Below are 20,751 nucleotides of genomic sequence, written 5' to 3' on the forward strand. Positions count from 1 at the left end.
TTCATTCAGATTCCAAATTAAACTTTTCCTTCAAGGCTCTTTCTACTGCAGGGGGAACAAGATCTTTTATATCACCCTTATACTTGGCCACCTCTTTTACAATGCTTGAGCTTAAGAAGGAATATTGATTATTTGTCATCATAAAAAATGTTTCAATACCTTCATCAAGAAACCGGTTCATTGAGGTAATCTGCATTTCATATTCAAAATCCGAAACCGCCCTGAGGCCTCTTAAAATCGAGTTGGCCTTTTTTTGTCTGGCATAATCCACCAGCAGCCCTTTAAAGGATTCGACTTCCACATTCGGGATGTCTTTTGTTACCTCTCTTAAAAGCTCGCATCTTTCATCAACGTTAAACAAAGGCTTTTTAGAAGAGTTGTTGAGCACGCACACATATACTTTTTCATAAATGTTGGCTCCCCTCTTGATAATGTCCACATGACCAAGTGTAACCGGATCAAAGCTTCCGGGACAAACGGCAATCCGCGTCATGATTATTCCCCCTTTAAAGAATAGCCGAAAATTGAAACAGCTGTCGTGCCGTAAAGTTCACCCTTAAGCTTGACCAGCTCCCCAAGTTCATCAGGCAAGCTTTCTTCTGTCCCGTGCTCGGCAACAATATACCCTTTTTCATCCAGAATGCCGGCTTCTCCAATTGAATTTATAAGCGCTTTCAATTTTTGTTGCTTATATGGCGGATCCAGGAAGATCAAAGAAAAAGAAAGCTCCCTTTTCATAACGGCCTTCAATGCTCTCTCTGCATCGTTCCGGTAAACCTCTGACTGTTTTTCAAACCCGCAGGCTTCAATGTTTTTATGTATTGTCTGAATCGCTTTCTGATCCTTATCGACAAAGATGCAGGATTCAGTTCCCCTGCTCAGCGCCTCGATGCCGAGCCCTCCTGAACCTCCGAAAAGATCAAGAGCAGAGCCGCCATCAAAATAAGGGCCGATCATATTAAAAATCGCTTCTTTCACTTTATCTGTTGTAGGCCTTGTCCCTGTACCGGGCACAGCCTTTAAAGGCCGTCCTTTGCATGTGCCTGAAACAACTCTCATAATATTCACCACTGCTTTATAAGATTCCTGCATTTAAGCAAGTTTTATCGTACCATAGGAAAAAAAGAAAAAACAACACATTTGAGAGAATGGCAGCGATGATATACGGGTTTAATGGCTGGATGTTCTCTAAAAATACGGGGCCGGGGGTGCAAAAACGGTTTTTGAAGAGTGAAAAATCCCTTATGTGGCTTTGGACAGTGGAGGGGCTGTTTTGGACAGTTGAACTGCTGGTTTGGACAGTGGAGACGGCATTTTGGACAGTAGATTTGCTTTATCCGCCAGTAAAGACGGCATTTTGGACAGTAAATGAAAAGCCAGCTCTACCTTTATAGCGCACGCTCACTTAAAATTGAATTATGTAGACCTAAAATGGAATTTTGCATGCATTCACTGTAAGAGCATTCATAAAATAGGCTCTAATTAAAAAAGAATACCAGCAGTTTATAAAATAATTTTTTTATGTAAACCCGCTCCCCCCTCTTTCATAAACACCCAAAAAAACCCCGCAGACTATACAATCTGCAGGGTCCTTCTATCCCTCATATAAGGTTAAAAGGAAAAGGGAGAGGAGAAACCGGAGGAAGAACTTATGGGGAAACGTAAGTCTTCTCCGCGGTTGGCAACAACATCGGTTACCGAGTGTTGTCATGTTACATTATGGTCTTTCAGGACCAAAGCTATACATCATGATCATCATTTGATAAAATTAATTGCCATTTCTCTTTACGCATGGCAAGGAAAGTTAGGAGTGTGATTGCAGTGATCCAGCGGTTTATCGAGCTTGGTGAAGGGTATTCTGATTTATATGAGCTTATTGAAACAGCAAAAGCGAACAAAAACAGAGCTGACAGGCTTTTACTCTTAAAAACAGAGAAAAACGGCAGCGCTTTTCTTTCTGCGGCCGTTGTAATGAAGCCGACAGATCCAGGAGGCTTTCAGGCTATTTATCTTTGCAGAGAAGGAATACCTGATCCGGCAGTGAGAGAAAATAAGCGGTACACTTTGATTCAGGATCTGGCAGAAGAACTTGGCCTCACAACTGCAGTGCTGACGGTTAAACCCTCATCTGCTTTTCACGAAGCTGAATTATATTATCAATATTTAATCGGCATTTTGAGGCTCAATCATTTGATTCCTCCAATGAAATAAGGAACAGCTGCAGGCATAAGCCGGGGCGGCAAATGAAAATGCCATCCAGGAAGGATGGCATTTTTAACGGTTATAAACCCATTTTATAATCATATTCTTTTGCTTTGTCTATTTTGCTTTCGAATTCTAATTTTAAGTAAGGTTTATAGGATTGCTCAACATGCTTGACAAACGAATAGGAAGCAATCTTCCCTGCCAGCTGTTCACTGGCTTCAAGATCGCAATACAGCACAACATATTTCAGCTTTTTGGAAACATAGTGTACATTCCCGAATTTCCGCAGCATTTTTACATGTTTTAATGAATGCATCCAAATAATTAAGCCTTGTCTTCTATCAGCCATCATTTTTCACCCTTTTCACGTGTCCATAAAAATTTTAACAGAGTTTTTTTGCTTTCACAATATTTTCTATTTCCTGATTGCCTAAAATCCGCACGAAAGGAGCGGAAACCCTGTGACAGAACTGGAAGGAATTTGGACTGAATTTCTTTTGATCCTGAAAGAACAGCATATTGTGATGATGGCGGAGAGAAAAATAATTGCAGGCACACCGTTTCTTTATATATCTGCAAAAGAGGATGTTCCGCTTGAAGAGTTGAAAAAATGCATTTTCAGAGCTTCTAAAAAAGCGATGCTGAAAAAAAGGGTAACAGTCAAAACCGTTTTTGTCAGGAGGGATGGAAACCTGAATGTTTTCCGTCACCGCTTTTTTGTTCCGCAGGAGAAAATGTTCTGCTGCGGCAACTTATGCCCCGACTGTGTACTGCTCAAAAAAAAATAAAAGACAGGGAGCTTGCCCCTGCCTTCGTTGTTTTGTTCAGGATGCGCAGCCGCAGCTTCCGCCTGATCCGCATCCGCCGCCGCAGGATGATCCTGTTTCAAAAAACGGATTGCCTGAAGGCACTTTAATATGCTGTGAAATAGCCTTGCCAAGCTCTGTGCTGATCTCATCAAGCAGAGCCTGAAGGTTCGTTTCCGCTTTTCTGAAGGCCGCTACTGCATCATTCATATCCATGCTCCGCTTTGCCGTTCTCATACTGGCGGAAATCTCTTTAAAATCAGGATGATATCTCCCAAATCTTTGGACATCCTCGTATTTATCTTTTATATGCTGAAATTCACTAATGAGTGACTGTGCTGTTTTATCATTTTTCAGCGCATCGCTAACACGCTGGTATTCTTGAGCAGGCTCTGAATTTTCAATAATTTTGCCAAGCATTTCAGCCTCTTCAAGAATCGATACGCTCTCCATAGTAGCTAGTACCAATTTGCAAGCACCTCCGCGTTTATTTTACCACGAAAATACCGAAAAGAAAAACGCTGCACCATTACCTTGATGGAAAAATGGCCACATCAAATTCAGCTGGAACTGGAGCGTTCTTTTCGCCTTTTGATGAAAAGACGAGCTTGATTTGATGAATGCCTTTTTCAAGATGGCCGACTGTAAAGGCTGCTGTAATGATATTAGACAGCCTTTTCTGGCCGTCCACAAAAACATCTATGGAAAGCTCACCATGATTTTTTTCCGTTTTCGATGAAGCAAAGTGCCTGTTTGGCGAGTAGCATTCAATTAAAACAGTATCTCCTTTGACTATGTGCCTGACAGACATTGCTGTCCGGGCAAGCTCTGAAGCTTTTGTTTTCTTTTCAAAACCCTGCTGCCATATTCCTTCAGCCTTTGGCTTTTGCGTGCCGCAGCCGGCTAAAAGCAAACAGGCTATCAATAATGAGAGAACCTTCATGCCATGCACCTGCCTTTTTAATTAGGCTTTTCCAAAAACATGTTTTTTTATGTAAGACAGCTATATTCTGATGCAAGAAAAAAACGCCCAAAAGAGGCGCTTATCCGCTAATCCTGCTGTTTCATCGACTGAAACATTCCGAGCATCATGCTTGCCATTTGAATAGAATTGGAAAATTGCGCTACTTTGTGCGGAATGGTTTTCTGATAATGGTTCATCATAGCCATATTCAGCGATTCAGTATCATGCGGATTCCTCGCCATTTTTCTGTACCACTGAGGCTGCTCTCTCATGAACCGTTTCAGATCAGGGTTTGCTTCAATATATTCCTGAATGTCTTTTCTCATCATTAGGCACCTCTTTGCATCCTTATGGATGCTGTTTAATCAATCTTTCCGGAATGAAAATGGCTGGCTCCCGCTTCCGCCTGCCGGCTGGGATGGCTTTGCAAAACCAAACTGCTCCAATATGCCCTGAATGGTGGATACAGTGCTGCTCATATTATACAGATGCTGGTTCATTTCATTTGCATCCATATTTTTAACTGAAGATAGAATACGGCTCATCATATCCTGCTTTTTATCCTCTTTCTCTTCCTCAGTTCCTGTGTCCTTAAAAGCAGCCCACATCTGATCATCTTCCCCTAGCAGGTGCCAATCTTCATATAATTCCTGCCAGCTTCTTTTCCCTTTCCGCACTTCCTGGATCAGGGATGGATGGCGCTTGACAAATTCCTTGAACTGTTCAACTGATGGATGCAGCTTTTTACTGCTCATCACTCTCACCCCTTGCATGATATTGCCTACTGCATTTTATCCAGAAAAACTTCTAAACGTTCGCCCAATTTCTGTGCAGGACAAGGTTAATTTTTGCTAAGATAAGAAAGGCGGTTTTATCAGGCTATATTCACTTAAAAAACCAAAAACCGCTTAAAGAGCATCAGGAAGCAGAGCTGAACTTAACGGCAGCTATTGCTTCAAGAAGGGTTGGGGTACTAGTGGATAAACAAACTCTCATGCAGCAATACAAAGAATTGATCGAAGCAAGCGATGAAAAAGACTTGCATGTTCTTAAACTTTTGGCTGAGGGCATGAACAAAAAGCTCGCCAATGAAAATAGTACATATATTGGTTCACTGCTGCATGCAAAAACAATATGGGAAGATGACGGCAGTTTAGTCATCGAGATTCCCAATAACCCGATTGTCCAAAACAATCTGGATATACTGCACGGAGGCATAACAGCAACCTTGCTTGATTCAGCCATGGGAACATACGCGGCAAGCCTTTTGCCGAAAGAAAAGGCAGCTGTTACATCAGAAATGAAAATAAATTATACAGCGCCTGGAATCGGTGAAATATTGACCTGCAGAACAGAATGCATTCATAAAGGCTCAAAGACGATTGTAATGCAGGGCCAGGTTTTCCGGGATGATGGCGAGCTGATTGCTCATTCTACCGCTACTTTTTTTATTATTAACAGAAAATAAACAGCGCTATAAAAAGGACCTGCTCAATGAGCAGATCCTTTTTAATTCCAATATTTAACATAATCCTGTGTATAGTAATCCCGGTAAACTCCTACGCCTAAATGGGTAAACTCGCTGTTTAGCATCGCCTCACGATGACCTTTGCTGTTCATCCAGCCTTCTACTGAAGCAATTCCGTCAATATAATGTGCAGCAATGTTTTCCCCTGCAAGAGAGTAGGCAACCTTTCCTTTTTTCAATCGATCTGATAAATCACCTTCTGTTGGCGATTCATGGGCAAAATAGCGGCTGTCTGCCATATCCTTGCTGTGGAGATAAGCGATGCCTGCAACTTCGCTGTCATTTTTCAGAGACGGAAGATTGTGCCGGCTTCTGATCACATTGGTTAAATCGAAGACCTGATTTTCTTCTGCCTTTTCCACATTTAAGAGCTGATCTTCTTTCAATTTTTTTGCGGAAACCAGATTGCCCCTATAGATGAGTTCATAAGGTCTTTGTTTAATAAACGTTTCCGGATCCACTGCTCTGACACTTGAAAGCTTTCCGTCGAACTTGTCTATGTAAAGCTGAAGAATATTCCCATCAGCCCTTATCGCAGGCCTTGTGTTCATATCTTCTTCTGACAGTTCAAATTTGTAGGTGTTTCCCTTATATTCAATAGGCAAAGAGGAAAGGATCTGGGATTTTTTAAACACCTCGCCTGCATCCTCGCCGATTTTGAATGGCTGAATATTGAGCGATTTCCCCAATCCATATACCGTTACGGCTTTTCCGTTCAAGATACCGACTTGAAAATAATGGTCCGGGTCCTGATTATAAATCCACCACTCGTAATCAAAACGGGATGGTTCTTTTCTTGACGGTTTTCCTACTGATTTCAAAATATTTTCAGATGACTTACCCATCAAAGCTAAAATACCGTTTTCAGGTATTTTAACAGGCTTTTCCGCTTCCTTCACACTGGAAATCTCCGGTTTTTGGCCGGGTTCTCTTTTCTCTGGAACATCTCCGCTATAGTGCATAAAAAAAGTATAAGCAAAAAACAAGACGCACAATATAACGGCGGCTCGAATAATCGTACTGATGGATGTTTCCTCCTTTAAAAACAGGCTTTATGAAAATAGTAATCGAAAATAGGATAGAAACCTAATAAGAAGCTTCGGAAAGCCTTCTTTCATCCTGTTTTTGATAATTTTACAATCTCTTCCTGATAACTGATTGAAAGTTCAATCTATTCATACTATTATAAGGAAGAAAGCAGAATTTAAAGAACCAGGGACGGGAGACTGAAAATATGAAATTTGAAGGCACAGGGCTTGAGAGCATGACCGCAGAGCTTGTCAGACTGGATGATTTAATGGAAAACCACGGCATGCTCCGTGCAGGGCAATGGGATTATGAAAGAGTTACATATGACAAGAAATTTGATTATTTAGGTAATATTTTTTACTTAAGGATTATGGGATATGCGATTGAAGGCGATGTAGGAAGCAGACGGGCAGTTATTCAATTTCTCACACCGCTGTTAGGAAAATATTATTATCCCCATGGAGTAGAATATGGAGAAGATGAGGAATTTCCGCCCCATATCATTCAATCCAGCGAAACGCTGCTGAAAGAAATTAAAGAAGAAATTGAACAGCTGGCTGTTGAGGGGTAAAGCTTCCGCGGGAAGCTTGCCCTTTTTTAAATAGAACGAAAAATGCCTATACATCCCCATTTTTGCAAATTTGCCAAAGCAGATAGTAATCCTCCCTTTTTCTGCAGATAAATCCAAGCTTATGAAGCAAATGAATCATGTCTTCATTTTCTATCCGGCACTCTGTCTGGACAGTTTTCACCTGATTCTGCGAGGAAAGCCATGAAAAAAACATATTCAATGCTTCAAAAGCAATTTGTTCAGGATAAGAGGGATTAATCTGACATGAAAATTCTACCTTCCCGTCCCTGTCCGGTTTATCAGCAATGTAAAAATCCCCGATAATCTTCTTTTCAGCTGCATGAATAATCAGCCACAAGCCCCAACCGTAAGCTTCCCTGCTTTTTTCCAGCCGCTCAATATATAATGGCAAAAGCCCCTGTGTGAGGGAAGAAGGCCATACTGGAGGTATGACAATCGGCGATCGTTCTTCCAGCTCCTTTCTGTGAATGATCAGAGATTTAGCAATGTCCAGAGAGCACGGGATGACAAGAAGCCGCTCTGTCAAAATCTCCACTCCATTTCCCCCTTTTCTCGTATCTTCAGCTACCATTATGTTCACTTTTTTCAAGATATAGACAAGTCTGCTCTTTTCATTGCTGCTTTTCAGGCAAGAAAAAGCATAAAGAAAAGGTGCTGTTAGAATTATATTCTGCAGCACCTTGAAAATATGTTTTAATCTCATTTCGTTTTCACAGACGGTTGCCATAAGCACGAAATTCGTATAGTTCGTTCTCCGGATCTATAGATGGGCTTTGTAAGCTTCTTCTTCCTTTTTGTCCTTTTCCCTTTCTTCTTTTGCCCAATTAAAAAACACTGAGGCAAGCACTGCGCCGTAGATGATTTCCTGGATAATCTTCATGGCCACTCCTCCAAGCTGCTGATCGTCCATTACAGGGAGAGAGTTGAACATTTCCGGACCGGATAAATTCAGCCCCGACAAAGTGCCGGACGGAACACAAAGTTGCATGGCATGCATCCATGAAGCCGGATCAGAATAGGTCAGGTAAAGGGGAGTTTTTGAAAAAATGATCAAAGCGCAGGCAGGAGTCAGAAGCATTCCATTGGCAAAAATGTAGCCGATTTTCATTAAACCGTTCAGCTTGTTCTTATCTTCAAATTTGTTAAAAAGCGGCCACCACATGCATAATGCAGAAAAAAACAAGAAAATCGATGCTGCTGAATGAAAGAAATGCCCGCTTTTCAGAAAATCAAAGACCGCAGGAAAATGATAAAGAGAAAACAATCCATTAAATAGAATCAGCGCCAATAATGGCTTTGTAAAAAAGGTGAATATTTGTCTGATGCCGGGAATTGCCGTGAAACGCTTCCACATCCAAACTGGAATTCCTGCTATCAAAAGAGGCGGTACAAGGAGATACAAAAGCGCCATCTGAATCATATGAGCACTGAACATTAAGTGGCTCAGCAAATCCAGCGGACTGCCTTTTAAAGCATAAATGAAAACCATAGCAGCCGTAAAATACATCATTTGCTTAGGGCTGACATTCTCCCTCTTTCGAAACTTGTCTCCTTTGCGGTTAATCAGAAAGAAATAAAAACAGGTGCATCCTGTGATAAAAAGAAAAAAATATGGGCTCCAGAGGGCTTCGAAACCAAAGATTGATATATTCTCCATGAGTGTACCTCCTTCAGCCTGAAGGGTTTAGGCTTTATAAATTTGAAGGAAACCGGCTCTTTGCCGGTTTCCCTATTAGATTCACCACCAGACAATCGTTGAAAAAGCAAGTACTGTCAAAAGGCCGAAACCTAAGCCTGAGAACAAAAACAGTGCTGCTGTCTGATGTCCTTTATGGTTCATATGCATAAAATAAAACAGCTGAAAGATTACCTGGATAACGGCAAGGATGATGATAAAAGGAGCTTTAAACCATTTATCAACCCCATCATATCCGACTGCAATAAAAGCAATGATTGTTAGGAACAGCATCATGCCGAACGAGACAAACTGGTACTTCATTTCTTCCGCATTTTTCTTACGCCGGTAGGCTATGTTGACGCGCGGATTATCAGGCTTCTGATTGGTTTCCATCTGCTATTCCACCATCCCCATCAAATATACAACCGTGAAGATAAACACCCATACTACATCAATAAAGTGCCAGTAAAGACTTGCTACATAATACTTCGGAGCATTGTATAGATTCAGCCCTCTTTTGCTGTTTCTTACGATTAATGTTGTGATCCAGAGAAGTCCGAAAGCAACGTGTGCGCCATGTGTGCCGACGAGCGTGTAAAAGGCGGAGCCGAGGGCACTGCTCGTAATGGTAAACTCCAGCTTATGAACATAATGATTAAATTCATAGATTTCAAGCCCTAAAAATCCGGCACCCAATAAAACAGTGATCACAAGCCAAAGCTGCATTTTTTTAAAGCTGAAGTTTTTCATATGATAAATGGCATATACGCTCGTCAAGCTGCTGACCAAAAGAAGCATGGTTGCGGCAAACACCATTGGAATTTCAAATAGCTCCTGTGTAGTTGGTCCGCCATTGTTGGAGTGTCTTAAGGATAAAAAGGTAGCAAACAGGGTGGCAAATAAGACTGTTTCTCCACCAAGGAAAAGCCAAAAGCCCAGAAATTTATTTTTCGCTTCCGCTGTCGCCTTTTCAGGTGATTCGGGAAAGGTTTCTGCTGTAAATTTTTCTTCTGCATGCATCAGGCTTTCACCCTCCTGTCTGTATCATCTTCCAGGTCTTCTTTATGGATATGATAGCCATGATCATCGACCACAGACCGCAGGAACATGCTGCCAAGCGTAATCAAAAGTCCCAGGAGTGCTACAGGAATACCCCAGGCATGCTCGTTGTGATACATGAGCCCAAAGGCTGCAACAAACAGTCCAAAGGCCATGCAAAGCGGCAGGATGGACGAATTCGGCATATGAATATCCCCAACTGGCTCTGCAGCAGTCATTCCTTTTTTTCCTGCCATTTTTTCAATCCACAGCGGATCAAGCCCTCTCACAAGCGGAAGCTGTTTAAAGTTGTACTCAGGTGTAGGAGCTTCCAGTGACCATTCAAGCGTACGCCCGTCAACCCATGGATCTTTTCCTGCGTATTCTTTCTTTCTAGCAGTCTGGATAATGTTCACAGCCATTACTAGAACACCTGCAGCCATTAAAAAGGCACCTGCAGAGCTCACGAGGTTTTCTGTTTCAAATCCCTGCCCAGGCAGATAAGTGAATACACGGCGCGGCATGCCGTAAAGCCCCAGGAAATGCTGGATAAAGAAAGTTAAATGAAAGCCTGTGACAAATAGAACAAAAGTAATTTTCCCCATTGTTTCGTTCAGCATTTTGTTGAACATCAGCGGCCACCAGTAGTGCAGTCCGGCTAACAGACCGAAAACGACACCGCCGACGATGACGTAATGAAAATGCGCAACAACGAAATAACTGTCATGGTACTGATAGTCGGCTGTAACACCGGCAAGCATCACTCCAGTTACACCGCCCATAACAAATGTCGGCAAGAACGCGATCGCATAAAGCATCGATGTAGTAAACCTGATGCTTCCTCCCCACATCGTAAAGAGCCAGTTGAATATTTTAATTCCTGTAGGAACGGCAATGGCCATCGTAGCGACGGCAAAAATGGCGTTGGCTATTGGCCCTAGTCCTGTTGTAAACATATGGTGAGCCCAAACCATGAAACCTAAAAATCCGATTAGAACAGTAGCGAAAACCATTGCTGAGTACCCAAAAAGCCTTTTTTTCGAAAACACCGGAATGACTTCAGAAAATATCCCGAAAGCCGGCAAAATCAAAATATAAACTTCAGGATGGCCGAATATCCAGAAGATATGCTCCCAGATAATCGTGTTCCCTCCTGCACCCGCAACGAAGAAGTTCGTATGAAAAACCCTGTCCAGCGTCATAAGCGCCAGTCCGACCGTAAGCGGAGGAAATGCAAATAATATAAGTGCTGAAGCTACGAAAGTCGTCCAGGTAAAGAGCGGCATTCTCATATAGGTCATACCCGGCGCCCTCATACTAATAATCGTTGCCAGAAAGTTGATCCCGCCGACCAAGGTTCCAATACCTGATATCTGCAGGCCAAGAGCGTAAAAGTCGATGCCATGCCCCTTGGAATCCAGCGACAGGGAAGCATAGGAGGTCCAGCCTGCATCAGGCGCACCGCCTAAAAACCAGCCAAGGTTTAAAAATATTCCACCGAATAAAAACAGCCAGAAGCCAAGAGCATTGACAAATGGAAAGGCTACATCCCTCGCTCCAATCTGAAGCGGGACTGCCGCATTCATGAAAGCGAACAGCAAAGGCATTGCGGCCAGAAATATCATTGTGGTTCCATGCATGGTCATCACTTGGTTGTAAGCGTCACCATTTAAAAAGTCATTGTTCGGAACTGCAAGCTGAATGCGGATCAGCATGGCTTCCAGTCCGCCTACGAGAAAGAAAAACCCGCCGGCCATCATATAAAGAATGGCTATTTTTTTATGGTCGACAGTTGTCAAGTAATCCCACACTACTCCGCCGAAGCCCTTCTTCTGAGTGATCGTGCTCACATTGCTACCTCCCTTTTGCTAAAATCGCATTTTTCTCTATTTCAGATGGATTACTCTACTTTAAGACTCATTACATAATGTGCCAGAGCTTTTGCTTCTTCATCAGTCAGTTTCGGGTATTTTCCTGATCCTGACATTTTATTTCCAGGCTTATAATACTCTGGGTCTTTTATCCATTTTTCCGTGTTCTCTTCAGAATGATCAAGTATGCCTGCGACCCTTGTGCGGTTACCGAAATTGCCGAGGTTCGGTGCATTTCTTGCTGCTTCTGGACGGCTGTCTGACGGCTGAACAGCATGGCAGGCAATACAGCCCTTCTGCTTGAACAGCGCTTCTCCCTGTTTTTCCTGATCCCCTTGCGCAACCGGTTTGGCATCTTTCATCTTTTTGGTCCATGCATCAAACTCGCTTCTTGGAACAGCTTTTACTTTAAAATCCATTAAAGCATGTGAAGGTCCGCAAAGCTCTGCGCATTTGCCGTACAGATATTCCCCTGCATCCTTAACGCGCTTGGAATCAAATTCGAGCCAGAACTTATTGTCATTCTCCGGATTGGCATCGACTTTTCCGCCTGCTGCCGGGATCCAGAAAGAGTGCTTAACATCTGCAGCTTTGACCTTAAAATACACCTTTTCATCAGTCGGAACGACCAGCTCCTGGCTCGTGATAATTTTATAGTCAGGATACTCGAATTCCCACCAGTACAAGTTAGCTCTTACATTAACAACAAGTGCATCTTCAGGCTTTCTTTTGTCGCTTTCCATTTGTTTGACATTCGCCAGATCAAAGGTTGAGGCCACGACCGGCACTGCCAATATCAAAAGCAGCAGGATCGGAATGACTGTCCATAGTATTTCCAGCTTATGATTTCCTTCAACCTGCTTTGGAACAGCATCCCCTTCATTTTTTCTCCTTCTGAATTTAATGATGACATAAATAAAAATGACGGTAACCACTGCGACGACAACAACCATGATGATTGTGCTGAGGATCATGATGTTGTATTCATTATCAGCCACTTCTCCAGCTGGACGGAGAGTTGATAAATATGGTTCGCCGCATCCTGTCATAAAGAATGCCATCAGCAGCATTAACGGCAGCAATCGCCATTTTGTCAGCCACTTTTCCATAACCAGTAAACCCCCTCTTTAGTAATAGATTTTTCGACAAATTGGAATATTACAATAATTCAGTTTATGGTAAATTCTTTTAAATAAAAGAATTTTTAACAGTTATATGTATTAAGAATGCGCGGCGGTATAACCGCCACGCCTTATCTCTTTAAATCAGAGTGAAAATAACCATAGATACAAATAGTATTGTTAAATAATTCAGTGAGTAAATAAACATCCATTTAGCCCATTTTATATCGTCTTTAATCTTAAAGCCGGAAAGGGCAAGCACTACCCAGCCAATGTTTAAAATAGTGGCCAGAACAACAAAACCAGTGCCAATATTAAACAAATAGAAAGGAAGCGGGAGCAGGCATGCGCACCAAACCATCATCTGGCGCTTTGTCATGCCAAAGCCATAAACAACAGGCAGCATAGGGATTTTAGCTGCTCTGTACTCTTCCACACGTTTCATAGCAAGCGCCAGGAAGTGCGGCGGCTGCCAGATAAACATAATCAGGAACAAAACCCATGCTGTCGTGCTCAGGCTTCCATCAACAGCTGCCCATCCAAGCAGCGGAGGAACAGCTCCTGAAATGCTTCCGACAACAGTATTCATTGTATACCTGCGCTTTGTCCACATTGTATAAAGGAATACATAAGTGATCACACCGGCAAGGCCGATTATGGCAGCTGTAACTGTTGTTAAAAACAGGCAGGCCATTCCAGCGGTAATCATGAAGATCCCGGTCCACAGAGCCTGCTGGCCGTTCACTTTACCGTTTACGGTAGGGCGGTTTCTCGTTCTTTCCATAATGATGTCAATGTCTCTGTCGTAATAGTTATTGACAGCACAGGAACCTCCCATGATCATTGCCGAACCGATCAGGGTAAAAAATACTTTATCCAGAGAATCTAGAAAATGAAGTCCGTTGAAGTGAAGAGCGAGCCATAAGCCGGCAAATGTGGTGATCATATTTGAATTGACAATGCCTATTTTAATCAAATCAAGAAAATCTTTAAAAGCCGTTGTTTTGGCTATCTCATGAGGACGCTGCTCACTTAGCGCAGTATCTGACATGGTCCTCGAATTAGACATAAAAAATACCTCCTTCTTGCGATTCATGCTGCATGGAAAGCAGCAAAGGTGCCCGCTATAAAGTCCGGGCCTGAACTTTTGACAGAGAAACCCCTTTTAAATAATGGATGCTACATCTCATATCATACTAAAAATCCACCTCATTAAAAAAGGTTTTATCTTACGTTTTTACAATTAAGCACTTTTTTGTGACAAGATCGTGAACATAAGAAACCCTTGAAAAAAGGAGGCATTTTCATTCTATCACAAAAATTGGATTTGCAATCATTGGGATTAAGAAAAGCGGAAGCCGCTTGTTCAGCCCCGACAAGCGCTGGAGGAAAATCCCGAAAAGTCTGGTTTTGACTTTTTGGGATTTTTCGAAGCGACTCAGATCGGGCTAGGCGCTGGAGCTGGACAACGAAAAGCGCAAGCGCCTCGTTCAGCCCAGACAGCTGCTTGCAAAATCCCTAGCGAATCATCTCCAAGATTCAAAGATCTCTCTTGGAAAACCTTCTGTTTGTATAAATTCTATTATGAGATAGTAAATTCCTCCAGAATTCTTTCCATTTAATTTTATACTTTCAAAACCTTTGTGAACAATGAGTCCATATCATTGTTTTTTACTGGTGATTTCCTTACAATCAGTATCGTGGCATCAGTCTTTTTTATATACTGTTTCCGAATGTGTTCCTGACAGTTCAATATTGCCGGAAAGCAGCCACTAAGAATTGAAATACTTTTACAGAAAACTGTAGAGATTTTTTAGATTGAGAAGGTGAAGAAATTGAAACGAATATTTCAGCTGAAGCCAATTGCTGTCGTCTCAACAATCGTTCTGCTGCTCGTCCTTCTTGGCGGAGCTCTTGTAACGAAAACAGGCTCAAGCCAAGGCTGCGGGGCATCCTGGCCTCTTTGCAACGGCAGCATTGTGCAAACAGTGATTACAAAAGAGCTGATTATTGAAGCTGCCCACAGGTTCGTCAGTTCATTAGCCGGGATTCTGGTGATTATCCTTGCAGTTCTTTCCTGGAGACGAATCGGCCATTTAAGAGAAACAAAGCTTTTGTCTATTCTATCTGTGCTGTTTTTGATTGCGCAGGCCCTTTTAGGCGCTGCCGCTGTTGTATGGGGACAATCTCCTGCTATTAAAGCCCTTCATTTTGGCGTCTCACTTATCTCTTTTGCCTCTGTATTGCTTTTGACTCTTCTAATATTTGAAGTAGATAAAAAATATGATGCCAAAGTGCTTATTGTAGACAGAAAAATGAGCTTTCACGCGGTCGGCCTTTTAATTTATACGTATCTTGTCGTTTATACAGGTGCGCTCGTAAGACATAAAGGAGCAGGTGTTGCCTGCAGCGATGTGCCGTTTTGTTCAAATTCTTCGATCGGCATGCCTGAAACCATTCAGCAATGGGTCCAAATGGGACACAGAACAGCTGCATTGATTCTCTTTATCTGGATCGCCATTGCCTGCTATCATGCTGTTAAGCACCACAAGCATGAGAAAGTTCTGTATCACGGCTGGATTATTTCCATGGTCCTGATTACCCTTCAGGCTTTCACTGGCGCCATGTCAGTACTTACACAGCTAAGCATGTTCTTCACCCTTGCCCATGGCTTTATCATTGCCTGCCTCTTCGGAGTTCTCAGCTACCTGGTTCTCCTCGTCACCCGGAACAAAGTGAATAAGCAGGCTAAAAAGGGTTCTGGCACAAAAGCTGCACTATAAAAAAAGACCGCTGATTTTTTCAGCGGTTTTTTTTTGCTTTATATTAATTTGCCTTCTTTCTTTAAGACAAGCTATGCCTTGAAAAAATCGATCGCCCTTTTCCGCTGCACAGCATGGTTAATCTCCGGAACAGGATAGTCCCGTCCTATGACAATACCCGCTTTCTCTTGCTCCTGTTCACTCATTTTCCACGGTTCGTGAATGAGGGCTGCCGGCACTTGCTTCAGCTCTGGCACATATTTTTTGATATATTCTCCGTCTCTATCAAATTTTTTTGACTGCGTAACTGGGTTAAAAACACGAAAGTAAGGAACGGCATCTGTGCCGACAGATGCTGCCCACTGCCATCCTCCGATGTTTGAGCTTGCTTCATAATCAACAAGCTGCCTGGCAAAATATGCTTCTCCAAGCCTCCAGTCAATCAAATAATCCTTTGTTAGGAAAGAAGCCGTCAGCATCCTCATCCTGTTATGCATCCATCCTTCTTCATTCAGCTGCCTCATGGCTGCATCAATAATGGGAAAGCCTGTTTTTCCTTGTGCCCATTGCTCAAATTGCTGCTCATTTTTGTTCCAATCAAGAGACTGATAGTTTTCACTGAATTCCTTATCAGAAATGGATGGAAAGTGCACGAGAATGCTATGGTAAAAATCGCGCCATGCCAGTTCTTTCATAAACGTTTCTTTTGAGCTGCCCAAATCTTCTTCCTGAAGAACAGCTGCGATCACGGTTCTGGGCGAAAGCATTCCTGTTTTTAAAAATCTGGAAATTCTGCTCGTTCCATCTTCAGCCGGGTAATCACGGCTGCTTTCATAATCATTAAGCTTGTGCTGCACAAAGTGAAGCAGTTGCTTTCTTGCTGCTTTTTCGCCAAACTCCCATTTTTCCATCGCGCTGCCAGCGTACTTTTCCAGTTGCTGCAGCCCTTTATCAGGACGTTCTGCCGGCCTTTTCACCGCCTGCTTCAGTTCGTCAAATACAATGTGATAGGGCTTCGTAAACTTTTCTGCCCGCCATTTTTTATAATACGGTGTAAATACTTTATATACTGCAGAATCTGATTTTTTTATTTCCTCTGCGCCATGCAGAAAAGCATCCTGGTATTGAAAAACTTGTATGCCTTCTGCCTGAAGCATTTGGGTTGTTTCCACATCCCGCGCTTTTCCAAAGCCTGTTTCATCCCCATTGAAAAATAAAGCAGAAATGCCTTGCTCGCTTTTTAAAAACTTCCGGAATGCTTTTTCATGATCTCCAACAAATACAGCAAGCTCTGTCCCAAGCTTTTTCAGCCTTTCATGAAAATGCAGCACGGTTCCTGCAAAATGCTCGTGTCTAAGTCCTGAAGAATTTTTAAATAACGAAGGATTAAGCTGAAATACAAAGATTAATCTGGCTCTTTCTTCTCTGCAATAAGACAGTGCATGATAAAGTGCCGTATTATCCTGAAAGCGAAAATCCCTTCTCACCCACATAACAGCTGTTTTCAAACGATCACCCTCTTTCCCTCTCCTCATCGTATTAAATTGCTTTGTGAAAATCTAACTTCAATATGCCACCCGGAAGACCGTTCGTTCAGCTCCATCGTAAAAAAAGAGACCGGGTAACCCGGTCTCTTCCTTTTCAGCCTATTCTTTTTCTATTTCAATTAATAAATCGCCGGTTTGGATCGGCTCTCCATCTGCGGCGTGTATTTCTTTTACAGTTCCAGCAAATGGCGCCTGCACGGTTGTTTCCATTTTCATTGCTTCCGTGATCATTAAGTGATCGCCTTTTTTGACTTTATCGCCTTTTTTGACTGCCGCTCTGATAACAGTACCCGGCATGGAAGCACCAATGTGGGATGGATTGGTTTTATCCGCTTTTGGTTTCGATGCGACGGCTGATTTGATGCTTTCATCTTTAATGACAATTTCACGCGACTGTCCGTTCAGCTCAAAATAGATGACCCTTGTTCCATCAGCCTGCGCCTCTCCAACGGAAACAAGCTTCACAAACAGCGTTTTCCCTTTTTCGATCTCCACTTCAATTTCTTCACCAAGCACCATTCCGTAAAGGAATGTCGGTGTATCAAGAACAGAGATGTCGCCGAATTCTTCCATCGTTTTTAAGTAATCAAGCAGCACCTTCGGATAAAGGGAATACGTTATTTTTTCAAAAGCCGTTACAGGCCTGCCGACAGCTTGGAAAAGCTCCTGTTCGATTTCGCCGAAATCGGCTGGCTTCAGCAATTCACCCGGTCTAACTGTAATGGCTTCCCTGCCCTTTAAGATAACCTGCTGCAGCCTTTCCGGAAATCCTCCATGAGGCTGGCCAAGATAGCCTTCAAACATTTCTATAACAGAATCCGGGAAATCCATTCCATCGCCTTTTTCTAAAATGTCCTGTTCAGAAAGGCTGTTCTGCACCATAAAGAGCGCCATGTCTCCGACCACTTTGGAAGAAGGTGTTACCTTTACAATATCCCCAAACATGTCATTGACCCGCCTGTACATTTTCTTTACTTCGTTCCATCGATTTTCAAGACCGACAGCTTTAGCCTGCTGCTGGAGGTTGCTGTATTGTCCTCCTGGCATTTCATGTTCATAAACTTCTGTATGCGGAGCTACCATGCCGCTTTCAAAGTCATGGTAATACTTCCTGACATCTTCCCAGTACATAGAAAGCTGCTCGAACGCGTCCACATCTATGTCAGGCTGTCTTTCCATTCCGTTCATTGCATAGTACAGGCTGTTCGCACCAGGCTGAGATGTAAGGCCAGCCATTGAACCGACCGCAGTGTCGACAATGTCCGCTCCTGCTTCTATTGCTTTGGCATACATGAAAATTCCATTCCCGCTTGTATCATGTGTGTGAAGATGAATCGGAAGGTCCACCGTATCCTTAAGCGCTGAGATGAGCTCATAGGCTGCCTGAGGCTTCAGCAGTCCAGCCATGTCTTTAATGCCGAGTATATGAGCTCCTGCCTTTTCCAGATCTTTTGCCATATTCTGATAATAATTCAAATCATACTTCCGTCTTGTTGGATCTAATATATCACCCGTATAGCAAATGGCTGCTTCCGCCACTTTTCCTGAGTCCCGTACTGCCTGAATGGCAAGTTCCATGCCTTTCACCCAGTTCAGGCTGTCAAAGATTCTGAACACATCAATTCCGGTCTGGGCTGACTGCTGGACGAACTCTTTAATGACGTTGTCGGGATAATTTTTGTAGCCGACAGCGTTTGAAGACCTCAGCAGCATTTGAAAGAGAACATTCGGTATCTCTTTTCTAAGTGAAATAAGCCGTTCCCAAGGATCTTCCTTTAAAAATCTGTACGATACATCAAATGTCGCTCCGCCCCACATCTCAAAGGAAAAAAGATTGTGCTGAAGACGAGCTGAAGCATCTGCAATCTGTTTTAAATCCTTAGTCCGCACCCGTGTTGCAAGAAGAGACTGATGAGCATCTCTGAAGGTCGTATCTGTTAACAGAGCGCTTTGCTGCTCTTTCACCCATTCTGCCAGCCCTTTAGCTCCGCGCTGTTCAAGAATTTGCTTTGTACCGTTTTGAGGCGGTTCCTGATGGCTTAATTTAGGAATCACCGGTATGTCAAAATCAGGCTTTGGCTTTTTTTCAATGCCTGGAAATCCATTAATCGTTACATTCCCAATGTAGGTCAGCATTTTCGTGCCGCGGTCTTTTCCTTTTGGAAAAATAAACAATTCAGGTGTTGTATCAATAAAAGAGGTGTCATATTCACCTGAAAGAAATTTATCATGCTTGACGACATTCTCAAGAAAAGGAATATTTGTTTTCAGACCCCTGATTCGGAATTCTTTTAAATTCCGAACCATTTTTGATGCAGCCTGGTCGAATGTCATTGCCCAAGTTGAAACCTTAACAAGCAGAGAATCATAGTAAGGTGTGATGACAGCACCCTGGAATCCGTTCCCTGCATCAAGCCTTACGCCGAAGCCTCCGCCTGATCGGTAAGCCATAATCCTGCCAGTATCAGGCATAAATTGATTCAGAGGATCCTCTGTCGTCACCCTTGACTGGATAGCAAATCCATTGGTTTTGATTTCCTCCTGCTTTGGAATGCCGACTTCATTGCTATGTATGGATTGTCCTTCAGCAATTCTAAGCTGCGTCTGCACAATATCAACACCAGTAATCATTTCAGTTATCGTATGTTCAACCTGAACCCTTGGATTTACTTCTATAAAGTAAAATTCCTCTCCGGAAACTAAAAATTCTACTGTGCCTGCATTGACGTATTGGACATTCACGGCAAGCTTGACAGCTGCTTCGCAAATTTTCAACCGAAGCTCATCACTCAGAGAAACGCTCGGGGTTACCTCAACTACTTTTTGATGGCGGCGCTGGACAGAACAGTCTCTCTCGTACAAATGAACAATATTCCCATGCTTATCGCCGATGATCTGCACCTCAATGTGCTTCGGGTTTTCAATCAGCTTTTCCACATAAACAAGATCGCTTCCGAAGGCTGCCTTTGCTTCTGATTTCGCACGGTCATACGATTCCTTTGCTTCGGTTTCGTCTTTAACGATCCGCATGCCCCTTCCGCCGCCGCCAAGAGCCGCTTTAATGATGAAAGGGTAGCCATGCAAAGAGCCAAAACGTTCTGCATCCTGGAAACTGTCAATTGGACCGCTGCTTCCTGGAATAACAGGAATTTCAGCAAGCTCAGCCTGCTTGCGGGCCTTTACTTTGTCTCCAAACATATCCAAATGCCTTGTTTCAGGGCCAATGAAAAGAATTCCCTCTTCTTCGCATCTTTTCGCGAATTGAAGGTTTTCTGATAAAAATCCGTAACCGGGATGGATCGCATCTACCTCATTGTTTTTCGCAATCTCAATAATTCCTTCAATATCGAGGTAGGCGTCAATCGGTTTTTTTCCTTCACCGACCAGATAAGCTTCGTCGGCTTTAAAACGATGGTAGCTGCCTGAGTCTTCTTTCGAATAAATGGCAACTGTACGGATATTAAGCTCTGTGCACGCCCGGAAAACCCGGATCGCAATTTCTCCCCTATTGGCAACTAAAACCTTTTGGATATTTTTCAACGTTTTGTTCCTCCCCTAAGTCAAGTTAATTAGTATGACACATTCATGATTAGTATAGCAGATTGTATGC

22 protein-coding genes are annotated in these 20,751 nt (G+C 42.8%); 5 read left to right on the plus strand and 17 right to left on the minus strand.

Going from position 1 to position 20,751, the window contains the following annotated elements:
* Position 1: 1 nt before the first annotated feature.
* Positions 2–493: a pantetheine-phosphate adenylyltransferase gene (gene coaD, locus LRR81_RS06675; protein WP_231788496.1), complete on the minus strand. Its 492-nt coding sequence runs from the start codon at positions 491–493 to the stop codon at positions 2–4.
* 2 nt (positions 494–495) lie between these two features.
* Complete coding sequence (rsmD, locus tag LRR81_RS06680) at positions 496–1,059, minus strand: 16S rRNA (guanine(966)-N(2))-methyltransferase RsmD (protein WP_231788497.1); 564 nt, start codon at positions 1,057–1,059, stop codon at positions 496–498.
* Between the two features lie 762 nt (positions 1,060–1,821).
* On the opposite strand from rsmD, the gene LRR81_RS06685 reads away from it, so the two are divergent.
* Positions 1,822–2,211 (plus strand): DUF7147 family protein, encoded by a 390-nt coding sequence (locus tag LRR81_RS06685; RefSeq protein ID WP_231788498.1) that lies wholly within the window; start codon positions 1,822–1,824, stop codon positions 2,209–2,211.
* 70 nt (positions 2,212–2,281) lie between these two features.
* Here the strand turns inward: LRR81_RS06685 and LRR81_RS06690 are convergent, their stop codons facing one another.
* Positions 2,282–2,554: a YlbG family protein gene (locus tag LRR81_RS06690; protein ID WP_231788499.1), complete on the minus strand. Its 273-nt coding sequence runs from the start codon at positions 2,552–2,554 to the stop codon at positions 2,282–2,284.
* 112 nt (positions 2,555–2,666) lie between these two features.
* Here LRR81_RS06690 and LRR81_RS06695 point away from each other — a divergent pair, with 112 nt between their 5' ends.
* The gene (locus tag LRR81_RS06695; protein WP_231788500.1) at positions 2,667–2,993 is read left to right on the plus strand and encodes a hypothetical protein; all 327 of its coding nucleotides are present in this window, start codon (positions 2,667–2,669) and stop codon (positions 2,991–2,993) included.
* A gap of 36 nt (positions 2,994–3,029) precedes the next feature.
* Here the strand turns inward: LRR81_RS06695 and LRR81_RS06700 are convergent, their stop codons facing one another.
* The 4 genes from LRR81_RS06700 to ylbD form a co-directional block, all read right to left on the minus strand.
* Positions 3,030–3,464, minus strand: a complete 435-nt coding sequence (locus tag LRR81_RS06700) for a YlbF family regulator (RefSeq protein ID WP_231788640.1) — start codon at positions 3,462–3,464, stop codon at positions 3,030–3,032.
* Between the two features lie 76 nt (positions 3,465–3,540).
* On the minus strand, positions 3,541–3,954 hold the full coding sequence (locus tag LRR81_RS06705; protein WP_231788501.1) for a hypothetical protein: 414 nt from the start codon (positions 3,952–3,954) through the stop codon (positions 3,541–3,543).
* 107 nt (positions 3,955–4,061) lie between these two features.
* A complete protein-coding gene (locus LRR81_RS06710) occupies positions 4,062–4,301 on the minus strand; it encodes a YlbE-like family protein (protein ID WP_231788641.1) in 240 nt (79 codons plus the stop codon).
* A 39-nt stretch (positions 4,302–4,340) separates the two neighbouring features.
* Positions 4,341–4,730 carry a YlbD family protein gene (gene ylbD / locus LRR81_RS06715; RefSeq protein WP_231788502.1) on the minus strand — a complete coding sequence of 130 codons (390 nt, stop codon included), beginning with the start codon at positions 4,728–4,730 and terminating at the stop codon, positions 4,341–4,343.
* A gap of 221 nt (positions 4,731–4,951) precedes the next feature.
* Here ylbD and LRR81_RS06720 point away from each other — a divergent pair, with 221 nt between their 5' ends.
* Positions 4,952–5,443: a PaaI family thioesterase gene (locus LRR81_RS06720; RefSeq protein ID WP_231788503.1), complete on the plus strand. Its 492-nt coding sequence runs from the start codon at positions 4,952–4,954 to the stop codon at positions 5,441–5,443.
* A 41-nt stretch (positions 5,444–5,484) separates the two neighbouring features.
* Here the strand turns inward: LRR81_RS06720 and LRR81_RS06725 are convergent, their stop codons facing one another.
* A complete protein-coding gene (locus LRR81_RS06725; RefSeq protein ID WP_231788642.1) occupies positions 5,485–6,528 on the minus strand; it encodes a CAP domain-containing protein in 1,044 nt (347 codons plus the stop codon).
* 209 nt (positions 6,529–6,737) lie between these two features.
* On the opposite strand from LRR81_RS06725, the gene LRR81_RS06730 reads away from it, so the two are divergent.
* On the plus strand, positions 6,738–7,103 hold the full coding sequence (locus LRR81_RS06730; RefSeq protein ID WP_231788504.1) for a YugN family protein: 366 nt from the start codon (positions 6,738–6,740) through the stop codon (positions 7,101–7,103).
* A 46-nt stretch (positions 7,104–7,149) separates the two neighbouring features.
* Here the strand turns inward: LRR81_RS06730 and LRR81_RS06735 are convergent, their stop codons facing one another.
* The 7 genes from LRR81_RS06735 to cyoE form a co-directional block, all read right to left on the minus strand.
* Positions 7,150–7,659, minus strand: a complete 510-nt coding sequence (locus LRR81_RS06735) for a GNAT family N-acetyltransferase (RefSeq protein ID WP_231788505.1) — start codon at positions 7,657–7,659, stop codon at positions 7,150–7,152.
* A 225-nt stretch (positions 7,660–7,884) separates the two neighbouring features.
* On the minus strand, positions 7,885–8,781 hold the full coding sequence (gene ctaG / locus LRR81_RS06740; protein WP_231788506.1) for a cytochrome c oxidase assembly factor CtaG: 897 nt from the start codon (positions 8,779–8,781) through the stop codon (positions 7,885–7,887).
* Positions 8,782–8,862: 81 nt separating this feature from the next.
* Positions 8,863–9,195, minus strand: a complete 333-nt coding sequence (gene ctaF, locus LRR81_RS06745; RefSeq protein ID WP_231788507.1) for a cytochrome c oxidase subunit IVB — start codon at positions 9,193–9,195, stop codon at positions 8,863–8,865.
* A gap of 3 nt (positions 9,196–9,198) precedes the next feature.
* Positions 9,199–9,822 (minus strand): cytochrome c oxidase subunit III, encoded by a 624-nt coding sequence (gene ctaE, locus LRR81_RS06750; protein WP_231788508.1) that lies wholly within the window; start codon positions 9,820–9,822, stop codon positions 9,199–9,201.
* Positions 9,822–11,690, minus strand: coding sequence for a cytochrome c oxidase subunit I (gene ctaD / locus LRR81_RS06755; protein WP_231788509.1), 1,869 nt, complete (start codon positions 11,688–11,690; stop codon positions 9,822–9,824). Before ctaD ends, ctaE begins: the two co-directional genes overlap by 1 nt.
* 50 nt (positions 11,691–11,740) lie before the next feature.
* Entirely contained in the window at positions 11,741–12,820 is a 1,080-nt protein-coding gene (gene coxB, locus LRR81_RS06760; RefSeq protein WP_231788510.1) for a cytochrome c oxidase subunit II, read from the minus strand.
* 151 nt (positions 12,821–12,971) lie between these two features.
* Positions 12,972–13,901 (minus strand): heme o synthase, encoded by a 930-nt coding sequence (gene cyoE / locus LRR81_RS06765; RefSeq protein ID WP_231788511.1) that lies wholly within the window; start codon positions 13,899–13,901, stop codon positions 12,972–12,974.
* A gap of 775 nt (positions 13,902–14,676) precedes the next feature.
* Between cyoE and LRR81_RS06770 the strand changes: the two genes are divergently transcribed.
* On the plus strand, positions 14,677–15,615 hold the full coding sequence (locus LRR81_RS06770; RefSeq protein ID WP_408631590.1) for a COX15/CtaA family protein: 939 nt from the start codon (positions 14,677–14,679) through the stop codon (positions 15,613–15,615).
* Positions 15,616–15,686: 71 nt separating this feature from the next.
* Here the strand turns inward: LRR81_RS06770 and LRR81_RS06775 are convergent, their stop codons facing one another.
* Positions 15,687–17,102: a cryptochrome/photolyase family protein gene (locus LRR81_RS06775; protein WP_231788513.1), complete on the minus strand. Its 1,416-nt coding sequence runs from the start codon at positions 17,100–17,102 to the stop codon at positions 15,687–15,689.
* 138 nt (positions 17,103–17,240) lie between these two features.
* A complete protein-coding gene (gene pyc / locus LRR81_RS06780) occupies positions 17,241–20,681 on the minus strand; it encodes a pyruvate carboxylase (protein WP_231788514.1) in 3,441 nt (1,146 codons plus the stop codon).
* Positions 20,682–20,751 lie beyond the last annotated feature (70 nt).

It is taken from the genome of Metabacillus kandeliae (assembly GCF_021166585.1).
Classification (GTDB): Bacteria; Bacillota; Bacilli; order Bacillales; family Bacillaceae; genus Metabacillus_B; species Metabacillus_B kandeliae.

Excerpts from the sequence above, each read along its gene's own strand:
- coaD (WP_231788496.1), bottom strand. The coding sequence starts at position 493 with ATGACGCGGATTGCCGTTTGTCCCGGAAGCTTTGATCCGGTTACACTT.
- rsmD (WP_231788497.1), bottom strand. The coding sequence starts at position 1,059 with ATGAGAGTTGTTTCAGGCACATGCAAAGGACGGCCTTTAAAGGCTGTG.
- LRR81_RS06690 (WP_231788499.1), bottom strand. The coding sequence starts at position 2,554 with ATGGCTGATAGAAGACAAGGCTTAATTATTTGGATGCATTCATTAAAA.
- LRR81_RS06700 (WP_231788640.1), bottom strand. The coding sequence starts at position 3,464 with ATGGAGAGCGTATCGATTCTTGAAGAGGCTGAAATGCTTGGCAAAATT.
- LRR81_RS06705 (WP_231788501.1), bottom strand. The coding sequence starts at position 3,954 with ATGAAGGTTCTCTCATTATTGATAGCCTGTTTGCTTTTAGCCGGCTGC.
- LRR81_RS06710 (WP_231788641.1), bottom strand. The coding sequence starts at position 4,301 with ATGAGAAAAGACATTCAGGAATATATTGAAGCAAACCCTGATCTGAAA.
- ylbD (WP_231788502.1), bottom strand. The coding sequence starts at position 4,730 with ATGAGCAGTAAAAAGCTGCATCCATCAGTTGAACAGTTCAAGGAATTT.
- LRR81_RS06730 (WP_231788504.1), top strand. The coding sequence starts at position 6,738 with ATGAAATTTGAAGGCACAGGGCTTGAGAGCATGACCGCAGAGCTTGTC.
- ctaG (WP_231788506.1), bottom strand. The coding sequence starts at position 8,781 with ATGGAGAATATATCAATCTTTGGTTTCGAAGCCCTCTGGAGCCCATAT.
- ctaF (WP_231788507.1), bottom strand. The coding sequence starts at position 9,195 with ATGGAAACCAATCAGAAGCCTGATAATCCGCGCGTCAACATAGCCTAC.
- ctaE (WP_231788508.1), bottom strand. The coding sequence starts at position 9,822 with ATGCATGCAGAAGAAAAATTTACAGCAGAAACCTTTCCCGAATCACCT.
- coxB (WP_231788510.1), bottom strand. The coding sequence starts at position 12,820 with ATGGAAAAGTGGCTGACAAAATGGCGATTGCTGCCGTTAATGCTGCTG.
- cyoE (WP_231788511.1), bottom strand. The coding sequence starts at position 13,901 with ATGTCTAATTCGAGGACCATGTCAGATACTGCGCTAAGTGAGCAGCGT.